This window comes from Robertmurraya siralis (assembly GCF_005502275.1).
Classification (GTDB): domain Bacteria; phylum Bacillota; class Bacilli; order Bacillales; family Cytobacillaceae; genus Robertmurraya; species Robertmurraya siralis.
Window position 1 is genome coordinate 74,917 of record NZ_SWLZ01000017.1, and the last position, 18,111, is coordinate 93,027.

General features: G+C 38.5%; 12 protein-coding genes. 3 read left to right on the forward strand and 9 right to left on the reverse strand.

Annotated elements, in window-relative coordinates; genetic code table 11:
- Positions 1 to 5 precede the first annotated feature (5 nt).
- The 6 genes from FCJ93_RS17360 to FCJ93_RS17385 all read right to left on the reverse strand — a co-directional run bounded on the left by FCJ93_RS17360 (position 6) and on the right by FCJ93_RS17385 (position 7,483).
- The gene (locus FCJ93_RS17360) at positions 6 to 1,211 is read right to left on the reverse strand and encodes a type II secretion system F family protein (protein ID WP_095307350.1); all 1,206 of its coding nucleotides are present in this window, start codon (positions 1,209 to 1,211) and stop codon (positions 6 to 8) included.
- 1 nt (position 1,212) lies between these two features.
- Positions 1,213 to 2,253, reverse strand: a complete 1,041-nt coding sequence (locus FCJ93_RS17365; RefSeq protein WP_137744269.1) for a type IV pilus twitching motility protein PilT — start codon at positions 2,251 to 2,253, stop codon at positions 1,213 to 1,215.
- 11 nt (positions 2,254 to 2,264) lie between these two features.
- Positions 2,265 to 3,929 carry a GspE/PulE family protein gene (locus FCJ93_RS17370; protein ID WP_137744270.1) on the reverse strand — a complete coding sequence of 555 codons (1,665 nt, stop codon included), beginning with the start codon at positions 3,927 to 3,929 and terminating at the stop codon, positions 2,265 to 2,267.
- Positions 3,930 to 3,953: 24 nt separating this feature from the next.
- The gene (locus tag FCJ93_RS17375; RefSeq protein ID WP_137744271.1) at positions 3,954 to 5,288 is read right to left on the reverse strand and encodes a G5 domain-containing protein; all 1,335 of its coding nucleotides are present in this window, start codon (positions 5,286 to 5,288) and stop codon (positions 3,954 to 3,956) included.
- An 18-nt stretch (positions 5,289 to 5,306) separates the two neighbouring features.
- A complete protein-coding gene (locus tag FCJ93_RS17380) occupies positions 5,307 to 6,065 on the reverse strand; it encodes a PRC-barrel domain-containing protein (RefSeq protein WP_137744272.1) in 759 nt (252 codons plus the stop codon).
- A 128-nt stretch (positions 6,066 to 6,193) separates the two neighbouring features.
- Positions 6,194 to 7,483 carry a hypothetical protein gene (locus FCJ93_RS17385; protein ID WP_137744273.1) on the reverse strand — a complete coding sequence of 430 codons (1,290 nt, stop codon included), beginning with the start codon at positions 7,481 to 7,483 and terminating at the stop codon, positions 6,194 to 6,196.
- Between the two features lie 272 nt (positions 7,484 to 7,755).
- Here FCJ93_RS17385 and FCJ93_RS17390 point away from each other — a divergent pair, with 272 nt between their 5' ends.
- The 3 genes from FCJ93_RS17390 to FCJ93_RS17400 are packed head-to-tail and all read left to right on the forward strand — an operon-like array spanning position 7,756 to position 10,467.
- A complete protein-coding gene (locus FCJ93_RS17390; protein ID WP_170211344.1) occupies positions 7,756 to 8,268 on the forward strand; it encodes a type IV pilus modification PilV family protein in 513 nt (170 codons plus the stop codon).
- Positions 8,265 to 8,891, forward strand: a complete 627-nt coding sequence (locus tag FCJ93_RS17395; protein ID WP_137744274.1) for a PulJ/GspJ family protein — start codon at positions 8,265 to 8,267, stop codon at positions 8,889 to 8,891. Before FCJ93_RS17390 ends, FCJ93_RS17395 begins: the two co-directional genes overlap by 4 nt.
- 13 nt (positions 8,892 to 8,904) lie before the next feature.
- Positions 8,905 to 10,467: a hypothetical protein gene (locus tag FCJ93_RS17400; protein WP_137744275.1), complete on the forward strand. Its 1,563-nt coding sequence runs from the start codon at positions 8,905 to 8,907 to the stop codon at positions 10,465 to 10,467.
- A gap of 45 nt (positions 10,468 to 10,512) precedes the next feature.
- On the opposite strand, the gene FCJ93_RS17405 is transcribed toward FCJ93_RS17400, so the two are convergent.
- From FCJ93_RS17405 to FCJ93_RS17415, 3 genes are all read right to left on the reverse strand, one after another.
- The gene (locus FCJ93_RS17405) at positions 10,513 to 14,652 is read right to left on the reverse strand and encodes a VWA domain-containing protein (protein WP_137744276.1); all 4,140 of its coding nucleotides are present in this window, start codon (positions 14,650 to 14,652) and stop codon (positions 10,513 to 10,515) included.
- Positions 14,653 to 14,872: 220 nt separating this feature from the next.
- On the reverse strand, positions 14,873 to 16,591 hold the full coding sequence (locus tag FCJ93_RS17410) for a sensor domain-containing diguanylate cyclase (RefSeq protein ID WP_095307420.1): 1,719 nt from the start codon (positions 16,589 to 16,591) through the stop codon (positions 14,873 to 14,875).
- 163 nt (positions 16,592 to 16,754) lie between these two features.
- Positions 16,755 to 18,050: a bifunctional folylpolyglutamate synthase/dihydrofolate synthase gene (locus tag FCJ93_RS17415; RefSeq protein ID WP_137744277.1), complete on the reverse strand. Its 1,296-nt coding sequence runs from the start codon at positions 18,048 to 18,050 to the stop codon at positions 16,755 to 16,757.
- Between the last annotated feature and the right edge of the window lie 61 nt (positions 18,051 to 18,111).

Below are 18,111 nucleotides of genomic sequence, written 5' to 3' on the forward strand. Positions count from 1 at the left end.
ATTTATTAGCTGACCTGATTGAAGATTTCAAACATCGGAACCATGATCGACGTAACGATCGTGCCGACGAGTCCCGCCAATATGACAATCATAAGAGGTTCAATTAATGCTTTAATTCTATCTGTGCTGTTTTCTACTTCTTTTTCATAGAAGTCTGCCACTTTTCCCAGCATCGCATCTAATGATCCAGTCTCTTCCCCGATGGCTATCATCTGCGTGACAAGCGGTGGAAATGCCCAATGTTTTTTCATCGGACCTGTCAATGATTGGCCGCGTTCAAGAGCATCCCTTGACTGACGAACAACTTTAGCAATTACTTCATTTTCAACCACATTTTCAACAATCGAAAGAGCTTGCAGAATCGGAACAGAACTTGTAAACAAAGAACTCAATGTCCTCGTCATCCGTGCAAGCACTGCTTTTTGAAACATCTTGCCAAAAATCGGTAATCTTAATAAAAAATAATCCAAATAATACTTCGTATTTTTATTGCGCCTAATAAGGGCAATCACTCCAACGAATAAAAGAATAAGCAATACGACCAGCCACCAAAATGCCTGCATGAATTTACTAGCGTTTAAGACAAATTGCGTAATTGCTGGAAGCTCCCCGCCAAAATCAGCAAACATGTCCACAAACGTCGGGACAACGGAAACGAGTAAAAATATAACTACTGCAATCGCTAAAATTCCGACGACCATCGGATAGGCAAGCGCTGATTTTATTTTTGCTCTTGTATTGTGCTGCTTTTCAAAATGAACAGCTAAACGCTCCAAAGTTTCATCCATGCTTCCACTTGCTTCACCAGCACGAATCATATTAACAAACATCGGAGTAAAAATCTTTTTATGCTTGGCGGTGGCATCTGAGAGCGGTTTTCCTTCGCGCAGTTCTTGCTCAATATCGAAGAGCGCTTTTTTTAAAGCCTTACTTTCAGTTTGGTGAGCTAAAATATTGGTTGATTCTACAACTGATACCCCAGCCTTCAAAAGTGTTGAAAACTGTCGCAAATAAATAACGAGATGCTCTAGCTTTACCGGTGAACCGATTGAAATATCCTTCGTCAATATTGACTCTGATATTTCCGTCATTTCCAAAACGCGTATCCCATCCATTTTTAGCTTTTGCATTGCTTCTCTTCTTGAAGTAGCATTGACAAACCCCTGTTTATTTCCTTTACGATCTCTACCAACATACTTAAATCTAGCCATCTTATTTTAGATTCTCCTGTAAAAATGGTTCAGCAGCGTCCCTTGAAACGATTCCGGATTGGACAAGCTCTTTAATGCTTGATTCCAGCGTATGCATGCCATAGGCACGTGACGTTTGAATAATATTGACAATTTGGTATATTTTCTCATTGCGAATCAAATTAGCCACGGCTGCATTATTAATAAGAATTTCCGTAGCAGCTCTTCGTCTTTTTTGATCCGCTGTTGGAAACAAGCGCTGGGAAATAACAGCCACGAGAACTGAGGCAAGTTGAATTCTTACTTGCGGCTGCTGGGATGGTGGAAAAACATCAATAATACGGTTAATGGTTGCCGGCGCACTTGACGTATGTAACGTTCCTAGCACAAGATGTCCTGTTTCTGCAGCCGTTATCGCCGTTTGAATCGTTTCTAAATCACGCATTTCCCCAACGAGGATGACATCTGGGTCCTGTCTTAATGCTGCACGTAATCCATTTGCAAAATTATTTGTATCGAAGCCGACTTCCCGTTGGTCAATAATCGAATTGCCATGCTTATGCAAATACTCAATCGGATCTTCCAGTGTGATGATGTGCTTGCGCATATGTTGATTCATATATTGTATAAGCGCAGCTAATGTTGTCGATTTTCCACTTCCGGTAGGACCTGTTACGAGGATCAGACCTTGTGGGCGCCCGGCAATTTTCGTCAAAACGGAAGGCAATTGCAAATCCTCAATCGTTGGAACTTTCGTCGGCACAATTCGTATGGCCATCGCTACACAGGAACGCTGAAAATAAGTGTTAACACGAAAACGGGAGACACCTGGTATCCCGTAAGAAAAATCAAGTTCTCCCTTTTCCTTGAACTGCTCCCACATGTGGGGAGGAATGATCGCCTTCGCCATTCCTTCTGTATCAATCGGCTTTAACGCCTCTTTTCCATATCTTTTTAATTCCCCGTTCAGTCTCATAATAGGGGGGACTCCAACTGTTAAATGGAGATCAGATGCTTTTAATTCAAAACCGGCTCTTAAAATATGCTCAATCATTTCTTTCACATTTTGCACCCCTATTCAGGAATTGCTACTCTTAAAATTTCTTCCGTTGTCGTCACACCTTGCTTAACCTTGAGTAAACCATCGTCAATGAGAAAAATAGTTTTACTTTTAATCGCCAATTCTCTTAATCTTGTAAAAGAATCACCATCCATAATAACCCTTCTCATCTCATCATTTATAACAAGGACCTCATGGATCGCAAGGCGCCCCTTGTACCCAGTCATATTACATGATGAACATCCTCTGCCGCGTACAATTCGTTCAATTTTGATACCGCGTTTAGCAAAAATCTCCAACTCTCTTTTTGAAGGAGCTTGTTCTTCTGCGCAGTCACGGCATACACGACGAACTAGACGCTGGGCAACAATTCCGCTTAGTGAGGAGGCCACTAAAAACGGCTCAACTCCCATATCAAGAAGGCGAGTAACAGTGCCAAGCGAGTCATTCGTATGGATCGTACTCAGTACAAGATGACCTGTTAACGAAGCTCTAATAGCAACTTCAACAGTCTCTTTATCGCGAATTTCCCCAACCATAATGATATTTGGGTCTTGACGTAAAATAGAGCGCAGCCCTTTGGCGAAGGTCATCCCAACATTCCCATTCACTTGAATCTGATTAACTCCTTCTAATTGATATTCGACGGGATCCTCGACCGTAATAATATTCACTTCCTCACTATTGAGTCGATTGAGGGCAGCATATAAAGTCGAGGATTTTCCTGATCCCGTTGGTCCGGTAATTAACACAATCCCCGTTGGCTTTTCAATCATGTCGATAAACCGCTTCAAATTTAACTTATTAAAGCCTAATTTAGTAACATCATTTAAAGAACTACTAAGGTCAAGGATGCGCAAAACAATTTTTTCTCCAAACACAGTCGGCAATGTTGATACACGAAGATCAATGGGATGAAAATCTAAATTCACCTTAATTCTTCCATCTTGCGGTACTCGATGTTCTGTAATATCTAGGTTCGCCATAATCTTAATTCTCGCTGTCAGCAAGCTTTGCATATGCTTCGGCAATACTCTTTCCGTTCTTAAAATCCCGTCAATTCGGTAGCGGATAAGTACCTTTGTTTCTTGAGGATCAATATGAATATCGCTTGCCTTCATCGCAACGGCATTCGACATTAGCTGATTGACAAGGCGCACGACAGGGGAATCGTCTGAGCTGATTTCCTCCTCTTGCCCCGCTTCATGCTCAGACAGATCGCCTATTAATTCATCAAAGCCTTCATCAATTTCATAATATTTATTGATCGCTCTTAAAATGTCGTCCTTCGTAGCAATAGCCGTTTCAATTTGAAAACCAGTCGAAAGTCGCAAATCGTCAATAGCAAAGTAATCCATAGGGTCAGCCATTGCAACAAAAAGCTTATCTCCATCCTTTTTCAATGGAATGAGGCGATTTCTTTTTGCTGTCTCCTTCGAAATCAGGCTGAAAAGGGTGGTATCGAACGGATAGCGATATAAGCTTATATGTGGAATGCCCAGCTGGAACTCCAACACTTCAATAAGCTGCTGTTCTGTAATATAACCCCTTTGCAAAAGAGCATCGCCCAGTTTTTGACCGGAACTTTTCTCCTTTAATGTAGATTGAAGCTGATCCTCAGAAATAAGACCAGCTTCAACAAGTAAATCTCCAAGTCGTTTTCGGGTTTGCTGTTTCATATTAAGTTCCCCGCTTTTTGGTGATTATTTTGGTATTTCATTTTCTTTTCCCCAGAGGGAATTTTCATCGTTCTTTGGACTATCCAAATGATCGCGATCAGATGGCGGTGCCTGCTCACCATTCTCATCTATCGAAGCAGGCTCGCCAGTTTGCGATTCAGGATCTCCATCTGCTTCAGCATTTTCTGTCCCGGAAGTTACGGTCGAATCACCTGTTGAGACAATCAAACCGGTAATTTCGATTTGATGAATAGGTGGATAGAAATCTTCAGAAATCAATTCCTTTTTCAGCACTGCCCCATTTTCATCTCGATGCTCCCGATAAATTTTTATAAGCTGTCCATCTTTGCCTGCAACCTTTACTCGAGATTCACTTGGAGAGAGCTCTGAATTGAATTGAAGAATCGTTTTTGGCTTAAAGCTTTCCTCATCCTCTTGTAAAAGAATATATCGATTTAATAATGTCGGCCCTTTTAAATAGGTGATAAAAACATCATCCACTTTCTCAAACTCTATGAAATAGCTCCATTCATTTCCATTAGCGAAGATTAAATCATAGTTCAGCTCTGGATCAACTTTTGCCTCAAATCCTAAAGCGGCATACTCTGGTAGTTCGGAGCTAATATGCCTTTCAATCATTTCGAAATTGGTTGGCAGGATCACCTCATAAATGGAAGTAGAAATTTTACTTAAAGTCAGAGCGGAAACTGTACCAATTTCATCTTTAACATAGTCCAGCAATGAAAATTGTGATGTTGCCTTCAATTCAATTGTCTTGCCTATAAATAGATCAAGCTCGTTTTCGACAAATGCTGAATCAAGTTGAAACTCAGAAATCACCTGGGGTTCGTTGCTTTGTCCATCCAATAAGTAATCTTCGATGCGGATCTGATATGAGCCAATCTCTAGCAGTTGGGCAGCGCGCATAATCTCGGCTTCTAGTTCTTTAAGAGCAATATCCTCTTTATTAAGCCGTGAAGACAAAGAATAGAGCGTTTCATCCAACGAATTGAATTGAACAGAAACAGGATTACTCTGGCCATTCTTCGCTTTTTGAACCGTCTCTGTCAGATCAAAGGTAAAATAACGCAAATCTAGCTGTTCATTATTTTCCTTGTATTTTAAAGTGATCGTTGTTTCATTCAGCCATTTTGTTAGCTCTTCATCTGTTAGTTGAAGTGCTTCATTCGCGGTTTTGCCAGCTACAGATAGGGAGCCAATTTTCGTACCTTCTGCAAAAAAATCATGGTTTTTGACAATGGCCCCGTAAGCTAATGTACCGAAATGTGAGAAACTAAAAATATAGGCAACAGAAATCATTAAGACTAGAAACAGCTTTATCCCGTGCTGGTTCCTCACAAAAATCGGCCTCCTCCGTTACGCTTCCACATTCATGGACAGCTCAACAACAATACTTGGTCCTTCTGCTTGTGCCTTTTGAATTTGTTCTGCTGTTAAATAAGTCCCTTCACTAAATAAAAGAACTCCTTCTTTATCATAAATATCTTTCGTAAGTTTTTTACCAATTAAAAGTTCAATTTGCTTTTCCTTTAAAGAAGTTATTTCCTCATCTTCTGCTACTGTCACAGCACTAGAGTCCGAATATGCTTCCGCCAGTTCATCTGTCACATTTTTTCCTTCTAGTTCCTCAACAGAATTTAGGAAATAAGAAGCCGCATCTTCTTTAACAATAATGATATCCTTTCCAAATGTAACAACGGATTCAGACGGGAGTGCCACTTCTTTATCCGTTAGCTTCAATTGCATGCCAAGAATATTGCCCGTTTCTTGATCGATAAAGTACTCAATTGCTTCACCTATTAACTCACCTTTTCTTGTCATTACCTTTGTGCCTGTAATTTTTATTTTCTTATTTACAAGCTGATTGGCAATAGGAATCTCATTTAAATCAATGACAGCATTCTCACTATCAATCGTTACTGCATACTCTCCTATTCCGACTACTTTTTTAAACGGGATTGCCTTGACACTTACTTGAAATTCTTCATGATCAATCATTAAAAAGTCAACTGAACCTTTATCTGGATTGATCACTAAAGATTTTACCTTTCCTACTTGATTGCCATCTAAGATGCTAATAATGGGTAAACTGTTAATTTGAGTACTTGTTTTCATAAAATTTTCACCACACCTAATCTATAAGTTCACGAAACTATTTCGAATCAATCTCATCCATACGCCATTCGACATGTATGTATAAAATTCATCCATATATTACATTATTTTAACATGTATTTAGTAAATCAGCTTATTTTTTCACAATATTGTTTAAACAAATATTGAATCTCCATATCCAAAACAGGATAATCTGTAAATTTTCCCCTTAAATCAGCCAACAATCCCTGCAATTTACTCAATTCTTTCTGCCTGATATAATGCTCTATCAATATACTGGCAAAAATATAATAGTCTTGTGCCGATATTTTGGGATGTAAATGCTCCTTCACGTACTTCTCAAACTCAGGAGGAGTCATTTGTTTTCTAGCATGCTCAATTTGTGACACCATCGTTTGCACCATTTGCTGTTGAAGGTTAGTTCTTTGCTCACCTTTAGCGATTGTTGATTGATTTTTTATATCAAACTGTAAATTCTCATCCTCATCATCTCTATCACTACCTATGTATGGACTTTCTTCTAACGCAGCGAGCGAAGTTGCTTCTGCTATCTTGTGCAGAGAATTGTGATCAAAATTTTCAATTTGTAAAAGACTCAGAGCCCCTTCATTTCCTGCAGCAATTTCCTTTTGAGCAAGTTCAAGCTGGTAGGATGCTTCTTCTTCTAGAAAGATTGACTCTAAAATAGAGGTTTCTTTCGCCCCTTCTCTTCCCGATTCACTAATCGCATCTTCCTCCTTTATATCACTTTCTTCTAAATTCACCACCTCGCTTTGAGGGGAAAAGGTATTCTTGTCTACTATGTCGATAGTCTCGGCGTCATTTGGGAAGTTTTCCAGTTCCTCACTTTCTAGCAGCATCTCGATTTCTGTCATATATGTCGATTTCTCGATCCTGCTGATTTCATCATTTTTTTCAGTAAGAAATGGGGGTTCAACTATCTCTTCAACATCTTTTTCTATCATATCTGCTTCGTTCGTTTCCTCCCCCAAATCTTCTATTTGCTCGATTTCCAACAAACGTTCCTCACTAGCTTGCTCCTCTTCCTGCACGAATGAAAGACTATGCTGTTCAAATTGTTCGAGAAAAGGTTGCTCAGATTCTTTATTTTCTTCTTCATATGTAATGAACTCTTCATTATATAGTAAAGGCTCAGAATGCTTTTCATTTTTCTTTAAAAATAATAAGTGATGGAATCTTTTATCCAATATGTAAACCGTAAGAACCGTTAATAATAACAGGATAAGAGCCGTTTGCCAAATTGGAAAATTACCTTTTGCCAGTATTCCTACATTGGCAAAGATAAAAGCAATAATGATCAGCAGCCCTTTTCCCTTATTGGTTAATCCCAATGGCAGAAAATAAATAATGGGTACGAGAATAATTAAGGATATGACAGAGACGACCAGCTCTCCCATTTGTTCACCTCTTTTTAGTATAAAAGTTTTAGTTCTATTTTAATATTTCGATCAACATTATTTTTTATAACATACCCGTATTAATGAAAAGCACTTGCTTGCAAAAACAATTGAAATCTCAACGTTTTTCGCATATTTTCTACAATTATAGACTCTTAAATATTGTATAATAAAGTTAACTATTTTAAAAGAAGCCGAGTAGTAAATATGATAGAGAAAATCCTTTTCTCACAACTAGTTCACAAAAAATAGGACAAAGGAAGGTGAAGCGTTTGAAATTAGTACATAATGCAAAGGGACTTACATTAGTTGAAATCCTTGTTTCTATAACAATATTGGGCATTATTATGACTACTTTTCTGTCCTTCTTTAATCATGCCTACTCGTACACGAAAAAAAACGAAAATAAAACCGTAGGGATCAATGTTGCGCGAAACATCCTTTATTATTTCGAACAGCAGGATTTCGAGAAAATTTATCAGGCTTATTTTAAAGAAAATGATGAAATCACAGAAAAAGAAATTAATCCTGTAAATTGCAATGACGTCTTAATTGGTGAGAAGACCGAAATCGTTTTTGATGATCCAAGTGTTTGTAAAAGTTTTTTTTCAACGAAAATTAATAATGTTGATTACGAATCGAAAGTAATATTTACAAGGGGAATCGAGAATGATGAAATTCCAGAAGAGGATAAGCCCGATTTGCAAGAGCAATTAATAGGTGTGGAAGTGACGGTTATGTGGAATAGCCAAACCGCTTCCGTAAGGGGTTTGATCCAAAAATGAAGAAGCTAATCAGAACAGAAAACGGGTTTACATTAGTTGAAGTTTTGGTGACACTCGTCATTATGGCAATTGTATCTGGAATCATTTATAGTGTTTTCACAACAGGTTTGAAGCTGTATCAAAAAATCGGGATTGAAGCCCAATTACGGGATGACGCCGACTATGTTGCAACCATGATTCTTAATAAAATGTATGAGGCGCCGCCAGACTACATTAAGAAATATGAACAGGACGGGGCACAGGGGATAGAACTTGTAAGGTATGCCGCAAAAGAAGTAGAACGTTATATCGTCGATCATCGATATAACGAAGAAGGAGATATTGAAATTGAGCGCCGTTTATTCATTTATTTCAAAGATGAGCGATTCTTCATTGAGACGGTAACGGACGATGCCAATGAAAACAGTGCGACGATTGCGCAAATTTCCACCGACAGCTCAAGGTTCACCTCCATCGATGAGCAAAGCTCTGAGATCACGTTTTCTTGCAGCAATCCAGAATTAAGTGAGCGTTGTCCACATGGCATTATTCATTTGAATCTTATCATTGGCGAAGATAAAGAGCGGTTTTCAAATTTATTCAAAATTGAGCCGTTAATTTTGGAAAGTACTTTTGGTTTTTAATGAGGTGAACATATTGGTCAAGAATGAACGTGGCTCTACCCTTGTTGTCGTGATGCTCATGATTTTAGTATTTACAGTGTTAGGCTTATCCATTCTTTCTACGAGTATCGGTGGTGCGAAAAGAACCGAAATAAGAGAGGATCAAGTAACGGACGATTTGGATTCAATTCGTGCCCTAGGCGAGGCTGTTGCCTACATAAAGAAAACAATTGATACAGAGTTTAACCTCCCTTTCGGCAACCCTGATATGTCGGTCAGTACTTATCATCACAATATTATTGAGGCCAAACTCATTCATAACCCATACGGTTATCGAATAGAAAATATTAGTGACGATCGTGAGTACAACATTAAAGAAGATGAAGACTACACAAGAGTTTTGAAGGTCTCGAGCGGAAAATATGAGCAAATCGTTTACATAACAGGAATGCCAAGCTTCTTAAAATACGCAATCGGTTCAAGAGAAATCCTAACTTTAAATGGCTCTACTTATGTTGAAAAAGGGAATATATACGCAAAGGAAAAACTCGTGATAAGCAATCAAGCTAAATACATTTATAAGGGGGTTCATGGCATTGAACCGACAACGTTTCCATCAGTTAATGAAGAAAATGAGCATCAATTGTTTATTGAAGGGAATGACATTGAATACTGCCCAAATAACTGCTACAGTGCTGAAGAAACCATTACAAGTTCCTTCCATCCTCTTCCTGGGGAACAAATAGAAAGAGCATTTTATCCTACTGCTCCCACTGTTTCCAAAGAAGAGAGTGAATATGTAGGTGTCGATATTGAAAAAACGTTTAAAGAAAAGCTCAAAACAGCAGGATTTTTGAGCAATCATATTGATCCATTCCCATTGGAAATTAATGAGATTATTGCGGAAGGTCTAAATTCTCCAGCCGTTGAAGTCGTTTCGTCTTTTGAAAATCTCAATCAATCACCAACGATCAAAAGCTATTTACACCTTGGCGAGGATGAGAAAGAGGTCTATATCGACACAAATCGTCTCGTTATCGATGATAAATCGAAATGGATTGTCATTGACGGCAGCGGAATAATCGAAAGTGTTGGCAATGATGTGATGGAAATTTCAGCAAATATTCTCATCACAGGTGATTTAACGATAAGAGGAGATATCGCCTTCGATTCTACCATTTATGTTCTCGGTAATACGACAATCAACAATGTGGACATTAGAGGCTTCAATAAAAGTGAACTGATCTTGATGACAAAGGGGCAACTGGAAATCGCGCGGATCAATAAATTTCTCGATCAAGTCAACACCATTCATGCTTATTTATATACGCACGAGGATGCAGAATTGTATGCGGTAGGTTCCTATCTGCGTGTTGAAGGAGGAATCTTTGCACACGGAAACCTCGAAATTAACGCGTACCGCGGCAAGGCAAAAGAAAATGGCCATGCAATTGAATTCGGGAAGGGATTAGAAAATAAACCTGCCGAATCAAGACTTGTTATCAAAAATGATAAAAGACTTTTTTTAAATCAAGCACAGGGATTGCCTAAAATTGATCGATTAGAAGTAATGACCGATTTAATGAGAAAAGAATAAGAAATGCCGATTGAGCATATGCTCAATCGGCATTTCTTCCTTAAGTTAATATTTATCCCCGTTATCCCTACCATTTGAACCTTTTTCAACCACTTTCACTTTTAACTCTGCTGTAAATGTATTGTCATCCTCATCTCGGACGGTGATTTTCACACCTGCATCACCAATCCTCTTCGGAATAAGCTCCCCATTCGGCTCAACCTCCAATATCTTTTCATTGGTTGAAGCAAAGGAAGGCTTCCCTTTAATATTAGTGGCATCCGAAGGTAAATATCTAAAATGTTGATGAACATTTTTATCTGTTGCCCCTTTTTCAATTACAAGCTCATTATCGACCTCTATGCCTGTTAATGGAGAACCGACATGAACAATAATCGTAGTGGCAACATTGCTGCCATCCTCAGCCTTAATTTCGATTTCAGCAGTTCCCGTCATCTTCCCATAGATCCGACCTGACTCTATAATTTCAACAATAGAAGGATGTAAGGATTTCCAAGCTAGCTTTTGATTAGAAGCATTTTTCGGCTCTATCTCAACATGAAAATCATGATATTCAAGCAGCTTTCCAATATGGAGCGGATTTGGTGTAACAGTAATTTTCTCAATTAAGATTGAATTAACCATCAACGGGATTAACTCTTTAATTTCATTTCCAGCAATATCAGTCGTGATGACTTGGAGATGGGTCTCACCTGGTTCTAAGCCTGTTACTTTTCCATTTTCAAACATAGCAATCGTTGGTTCCAAAATGGTAACGTCAAAGTCTCTATCCGTTTCATCATCCGGTGTTATTTTAATCTCAACAGCGAGTGATTCGCCGACATCAATCTCAATTGGATTCGGTTCAACAGACAAACCTTCCTTTACAATCGTTAACGTTTTAACAATTGGATTATCATTAACACTAAAACCGCCTTTTGTTCTCACGCGAATCTCAATGTACCCCTCTAAGTCTTTAGGCAATTCAATCATTGCCATTGGATCAAACTCATGCCACTCCGTATCAGCACCGTCTACATTTAATTGATATTCATAGATTGCCCCGTCACCTGCGACAAAGTCCGTGATTTTGAAAGCAACGCGTCCCTTTGTTGTATCTCCAGATTGAAGATTTTTGCTTAAGGATACGTTCTTAAGCTGAAAATTTGTTTTTAAGTAGAGAATCGCTTTCGTATCGTCATAATACGTGATTTCAATAGCCGTTCCCTGATTGATTAACCCCATTCCTTTTACAGCTTTTTCGATCAATATATTGTCTTGAGTCAGGATGGTATCTGCTATCGTCGCCCCATCTTGACGACTGATTTTTTCAATTAATCCTTTGTAATCCCCAGAGTAATTATAGTTCGTTTCATTTAATTGAACCCTCATGGAAATTCGCTGTTCATCAATATTTAAAGACTGAGTTTGCTCCTTGAAACGGGAATCATGAAAATATAACTGTGCTTGCGGCATTTGTCTATATGGTAATGCCCAGTCTGCCTTTAACCTTACTTTAATCACATATTCTGCAACAGAAAAATCTCCAGATTCATAAATGATATCATTATTTTGCAGATGAATTTCGAGCGCTCGTCCATTATCTATTGGTTGAACCGTGATCCCTTCCACAGGTTTACCATCTTTTAATAGTGAAATTTGCTCGTGCGTCGCTAAAGAGATTCCCTCAAATAGCGGTTGCGTAATTTTTATATCATTGATTATTCCTCTCGTAATTTCAGTGAATACTGTTTCAGGTCTAAGCTTGTACTCAACGAAAAATTCATTTCTTTCTGAATCATGATTGCCAATCTTTATTAAGTTATCAGGAGAATAAAATTGATTTCCTAAAATATTCACTTCATTTAAAAAATATGGGGCCCTCTCTTCATTGACGATAACTGTAAACGGTTCGTGTTCAAAAGTCTGCCGTGTACCGTTAATATCCGTGTAAGTCAGCGTCACATTATTGCGGAATTCATAGCTCCCTGCCTTCTGAAATTGCAACGGCAAAGATTGTTGAATCACATGTGGATCTGGCTTTTCTCCTGCCGGAAATGTGATGTTAAAAGGGATTTGCACAATCTGTTCATCGTTTGCCTTGAAATTAGAACTTGAATCAACGATAACGTCTCCATTAAAAGGGCTTAAATCGATCATGACACTTCCTGAAATATTAGAAGAATTTACTTTTCTTGAAATATCATCAAATATCGCTGTTAAATTATTAGACTTTCCTTGTACAGCATATCCTCCCGTCTTAACGGACATATTTCTTAATAGTTCGAAATCCACTTCACCTTCCTGGGCGAAGCCAATGCTGTACATTGTGATTCCATTACTTCCAAGAGTATCAGAAATATTTAGCGCCTGTTCTCTTATAATTTTTTTTACTTCTGCCAATGGAGCGTTGACACCATTTTTCCTCGCTGTTTGATTCGTAAATATTTCATAACGATCATTATGGTGCGTAAGGACAGTTGGCTCCCCATCTGTTAAAAAGATAATATATTTGCTTCTATTGCTTCCTTGGATAAATTTCCTCATTGCTTCAGTCAATGCAGCATTGTAGTTTGTGCCCCCGGTTGAAACACCACCTGAATCTAAATCACCAATCGCATTTTTAATATTATGTAAACCTTCAAGCGAGACGATATTGATTCTTTTCTCACCCCAACAGTGTCCGAGAAAACAATTGGTGGCTGCTTTTGTTTTTCTACTGACTTCGCTGTCAAAGGGAACAAAGTAAAACTTATCTTCGGCTTTTGAATTCATTTCGAAATAATGAATGGCTGATTGCAAAGCATGTTTGGCCGTTGTATCCCGTCGTGCACCATCAAATGGTTCAGCCATCGAGCCCGATGTGTCATGTACAAAAACGACATCAATCGGCAATCTTTCGTCCTTAGGTGCCATTCCCTTCCCGGTAATCGTAATATCGATGTTTCCTTTTGCATTGTCATGAGGCGGTTTGACAAATTCCTCCGAAGATGGTTTTACGGTAAAGCTTGCCCCTGGAATTGAATTCATATCCTGATTTACTTTTATGATAACAGGAGCATGCCTCTTTGCCGTCGTCAGTCCATCATAATGTAGTTCGATATGCTCGAAAGAATAGGTGCCTGCTTTATGAAAGATTAGTGGCAACGATGTTGCTATATTACTAGGATCTGGCTCAGCGCCAACTGGAAACGTAAACCTAAACGGGATATGCGCCACTTGATTATTATCTACTATCGCGTCCGCATCAGGAGCAACAGTAACGTCTCCGTTAAATTTCCGTAAATCGACCGACACTTCACCACTAATTGTATAATTATCGATTTTCTTGGAAATCTCTTGAAATATATTGGTCAAATTGGTAGGGGTTGCTCGGACCGCTGCAGCACCGGTAATCGATGACATGCTTTCCAATAATTGAAAATCGATCTCATCCTCTCTAGCAAAACCGATGCTATACATCGTAATATTATCTGCTGCTAACTGTCTGCTCGTTTCCTTAGCAATGCGATGAATCAATTCTCTTGTTTTTGAATAGTTTCCTCTTGAAGTTACTCCATTGTATAAAGCTGTTCCGTTTGTATATAATATGTACTTGTAATTTCCGTAATTTAAAACGGTCGGTTCCCCATCTGTAAGAAAGACAATATATTTATTTTTATTACTGCTTTGCATTAACTTGTTCCTTGCGTACTCAAGAGTTTGTGTATAATTGGTACCGCCTATGTTATTCGATTCAAGCTTGCCGAGCAAGCCTTCGATATTTTTTAAGCCTTCTACTACTTTTACCTGTCCACTCGTACGGACATTATCGTTGAACGGAATAAAGAAAAAGCGATCTCCAGATACTTGATTATCTTTAGCGCCAAAATATGTAAGGGCACTCGCTAGAGCATTCTTTGCACTCGTAGATTTCCTCTTATTCTCAAAAAAGTCATCCATCGATCCTGATGTATCATATACAAATGCGACGTCAATTGGCTCTCTCTGCTTCTGATCAACAGTCCCAGTAGGAACTAAATCAATATTAAGCGCCCCCTCAGCCATGCTATCGGCATTTAAAGTAAGCTTTGCTGATGACGGCGATACAGAAAAATGAACATCTGGTTGACTTGCTGCTTCTATGGGTAGAGGCTGTAAAAACACAGATGAAAGTAAAAATAGAATAATAATACCAATCGAAACGCTCTTGAACCTATTTCTCATAAATTCCCCTCCCTTGATTACGTCATACGTTCTGAGTCTTTATTACTACTATTATACCAATTATTAGTTATAATCAATAGGGGAATTGTTAAATATTTGTAGAGAGCTCTCTAAATTCTTCTAATTTCATATAAATGAAACTTACTTAAAGGAACCCTTTAAGCTCTCGAAGAGCGGCAAAAAAAATAAGAGTCAATCCCCTTTTTCTGGTTTTTTACTCTTATTTTACATATTCTGCTACCTTATTCCGTCCATTCCGCTTCGCTCCTACATAAAGGGCTCTATCTGCATGGCGAATTATGGACATGGCATCATCCGCATCATCCGGAGCTGAAGCCACTCCAATGGACGCTGTCAGGTGAACAGAAATCTCAGTTTTTATATCTTCAATATGTTGAGAGAGGATAAATGGACGATTGGCAATCGTCTGCCTCACAAATTCAGCAATATTCAACGCTGCTTTCTTATCAACATCAGGAAGAATAATAACAAATTCCTCGCCGCCAAACCTGGCTACAATTCCTGTTTTCATATCAATCAGCGCAGAAAGCCGTTGCGCAAGCTGGTAGAGAATTTCATTACCACTCTGATGACCATAGCGATCGTTGACATTTTTAAAATGATCGATATCCAATAAAATAACAGAAAGATGGTCTCTTTTGCCCTTTGTTAATAGAAGATACTCCGCTTCTAAAGCACGCTCCATATATCGATAATTATAAAGCTTTGTGAGTGCACAACGCTCACTATCTTCTTTTGTTCTTTCATAGTGCTTGGCATTTTCAATCGCAACAGCGAAATACGAACTAAGAATATCAACGATCATAAGCTGTGCTTTTTCATAGGCTCTTTTTTGTTCCGATGCTAGAAGAAGGATGCCGACTACCTCATTGCTGCGGACAATTGGCACACATATAATGCTTTCTGCAGACGCAGGCATATATCCATGCACAATGTCTTTCCACTCTCTTTTTGAATTGTATAAAACAGCCTTTCCAGTCGACCAAACATGCCCACTTATTCCTTGACTTTTAAATTGTGAAGGAATTTTCAATGATTGCTTCACATTTTTTTCAACGCTTTTCAGCAATTTTAATTCATCGTCAACGATATCCAAAATATAAGCATAATCAACCGGAAACATTTCAGTTAATCTTTGGATAAACAAATCAAGTACTTCTTCTACATGTAATCTCTCAGCTAACTCATGTCCAATTTCAGTGGCTTTCTGTAAATTTTGGTTCACCTTGTCACTAGAATAGTACAAATTTAATATGATCGATAGACTTGCAAATGGAATACCGACAAAAATAACAGCGATTGCTCCTACTTCTTGATATAAAATATATAAAATCATTCCGATTGGCAATGTAATAGCGGTCGATAACGCCTCCCAAATGAAATCTTTATCAAATAGAGCTCTTTTTTTCCCCTGAACAATATAAGCGATAAACATTAGAAGAAAATGATTTAAAAGAAAATAGGTGCAGGCGTATGCAAAGGCTAATAAGAGATTGTGCGGGCTGCTCAAAATATCTATCCCATGGGTTCCACCGAGAGCATAATACACAACCCCACTGCCGACAGAAGTCATAAAAAACATTAACCAATTTAATGGATAGCGGTGCAGCTGTTCCCTCGGAGCCCGTATTCTTAAGAGGAGGACAACAATGGCGATCTGCATAAAGATAACTTCAACGAAGAGGCCGAATATGAGAAAGACTGTAAGCGAGACCCATTGAATATAAAAAATTGGCGTGTTGTTGATAATCATTGGTGTACCAGCAACAAAGCATGTTAATAACAAAAACCCTAAAAGTTCGAAACTTATTGAAGATACGAGAGGAGGGAAAAAATAATATACGAGCCAGCTACCAGCGGGTACAATAAGAAGCCATAAAATCCATATAATCCTCTTTACATGTGGCCTGAGCAACATTATCCCCCTCTCTTCCCATTTTTGACGCAAATTTATTTCACTTGATTCTTTTTACACTATTAAAAATATTTCATTAACAATTTTTAGGAATTTTTTCACAATTGCACTCATTAGTTTAACAAATTTTCTAACTTTTGTCATACATTTTACGTATTATAACGTACTAAATGAATGTATTTATATATGGTTTTACTTCAGATAAAAAATAGAGAGAACCCGTAATAATTAGCATTTCATTGCTTTCCAGCGCTCGCAACTCTTCTGAAATTGCTTTTTGCCAATCGCTTTCCGCTCGTTTATGGGCCAGGCTACTAAACTGATAGAGCTCCTCTGCATTTGCCGCTCGAGGAAAGTCAAAGCTCACGAATGTAATCATCTGGGAGACCGAGTCTAGCTTTTTGATCATGTTATCTACTTTTTTATCGCCGAGCGCAGCAAAAATCAACCTTTTTTTTCGCCCAGGAAAACGGCGTTTTAATTCCACAACTAGCGTTTCAATCCCCTCTTCATTATGGGCCCCATCCAGGACGATTAATGGGGAAGAAGAAACGATTTCAAATCTTCCAGGCCAGTATGCTTTTTTCAACCCTTGGCGAATATCCTCTTCTGCAATTTTGTAAGAAGCTGCTAAAAGGATGGCTGCTTCAACTGCCAAAGCGGCATTTTCCGTTTGATGCTGTCCGAGCATTCTAATTTCTAAATTCTCTAAATAACTTTTTGACGTTTGCAGGGAGAAACGTTCACCATTCTCGAGTGAAACATGATGATCAATAAAAAAATGCTCGCCAAGACGATGTATAGCCGCATCCATTTGCGCTGCTTTTTCTCTAATGACATTAAATGCTTCAGGCTGCTTAACGGCTGTTAAAATTGGGATGCCTGGCTTTATAATTCCCGCTTTTTCAAAGGCGATTTGCTCATAGCTATTCCCTAAAATATTGATGTGATCAAGGCCGATGCTTGTTATAATTGATATTTGCGGCGTGATGATATTGGTGGAGTCAAACCTGCCACCAAGTCCAACCTCATAAATGGCAAGATCGACAGGAGCGACCTCAGCAAAATAGTAAAAACTCATGGCGGTAATCACTTCAAATTCAGTAGGGGAGCCAAGCTCCGTCTGCTCTAGTTCATCACTTAGTGGTTTAATCACATTTGTAATCTTGACCAAATCTTCCTCACTAATCGAATGGCCATTAATGGAAATTCGCTCATTAAAATGTTCGAAATAAGGAGAGGTGAACGTTCCAACCTTTAAACCTGACGCTTGCAAAATCGAGCGTAAATACGTCACCGTTGAGCCTTTTCCATTCGTTCCTCCAATATGTATGGTCGGAATTTTTTTCTCAGGATGATCTAGCTTGTCCATCATCCATTCCATTCTTTTTAATCCTGGCTTAACCCCTAATCTCAAGCGTGAATGAATCCAATTCAACGCTTCTTCATAAGACTGAAACATATCATTTTCACCTTTTTCCATTATGCTAGAACATATGATATTAACCAATATCCTTTCAGAC

What these genes read in the sequence shown, in the direction of transcription:
- FCJ93_RS17415 (WP_137744277.1), bottom strand. Translation starts at nt 18,050, where the DNA reads ATGTTTCAGTCTTATGAAGAAGCGTTGAATTGGATTCATTCACGCTTG.
- FCJ93_RS17380 (WP_137744272.1), bottom strand. Translation starts at nt 6,065, where the DNA reads ATGAAAACAAGTACTCAAATTAACAGTTTACCCATTATTAGCATCTTA.
- FCJ93_RS17385 (WP_137744273.1), bottom strand. Translation starts at nt 7,483, where the DNA reads ATGGGAGAGCTGGTCGTCTCTGTCATATCCTTAATTATTCTCGTACCC.
- FCJ93_RS17360 (WP_095307350.1), bottom strand. Translation starts at nt 1,211, where the DNA reads ATGGCTAGATTTAAGTATGTTGGTAGAGATCGTAAAGGAAATAAACAG.
- FCJ93_RS17410 (WP_095307420.1), bottom strand. Translation starts at nt 16,591, where the DNA reads ATGTTGCTCAGGCCACATGTAAAGAGGATTATATGGATTTTATGGCTT.
- FCJ93_RS17395 (WP_137744274.1), top strand. Translation starts at nt 8,265, where the DNA reads ATGAAGAAGCTAATCAGAACAGAAAACGGGTTTACATTAGTTGAAGTT.
- FCJ93_RS17405 (WP_137744276.1), bottom strand. Translation starts at nt 14,652, where the DNA reads ATGAGAAATAGGTTCAAGAGCGTTTCGATTGGTATTATTATTCTATTT.
- FCJ93_RS17370 (WP_137744270.1), bottom strand. Translation starts at nt 3,929, where the DNA reads ATGAAACAGCAAACCCGAAAACGACTTGGAGATTTACTTGTTGAAGCT.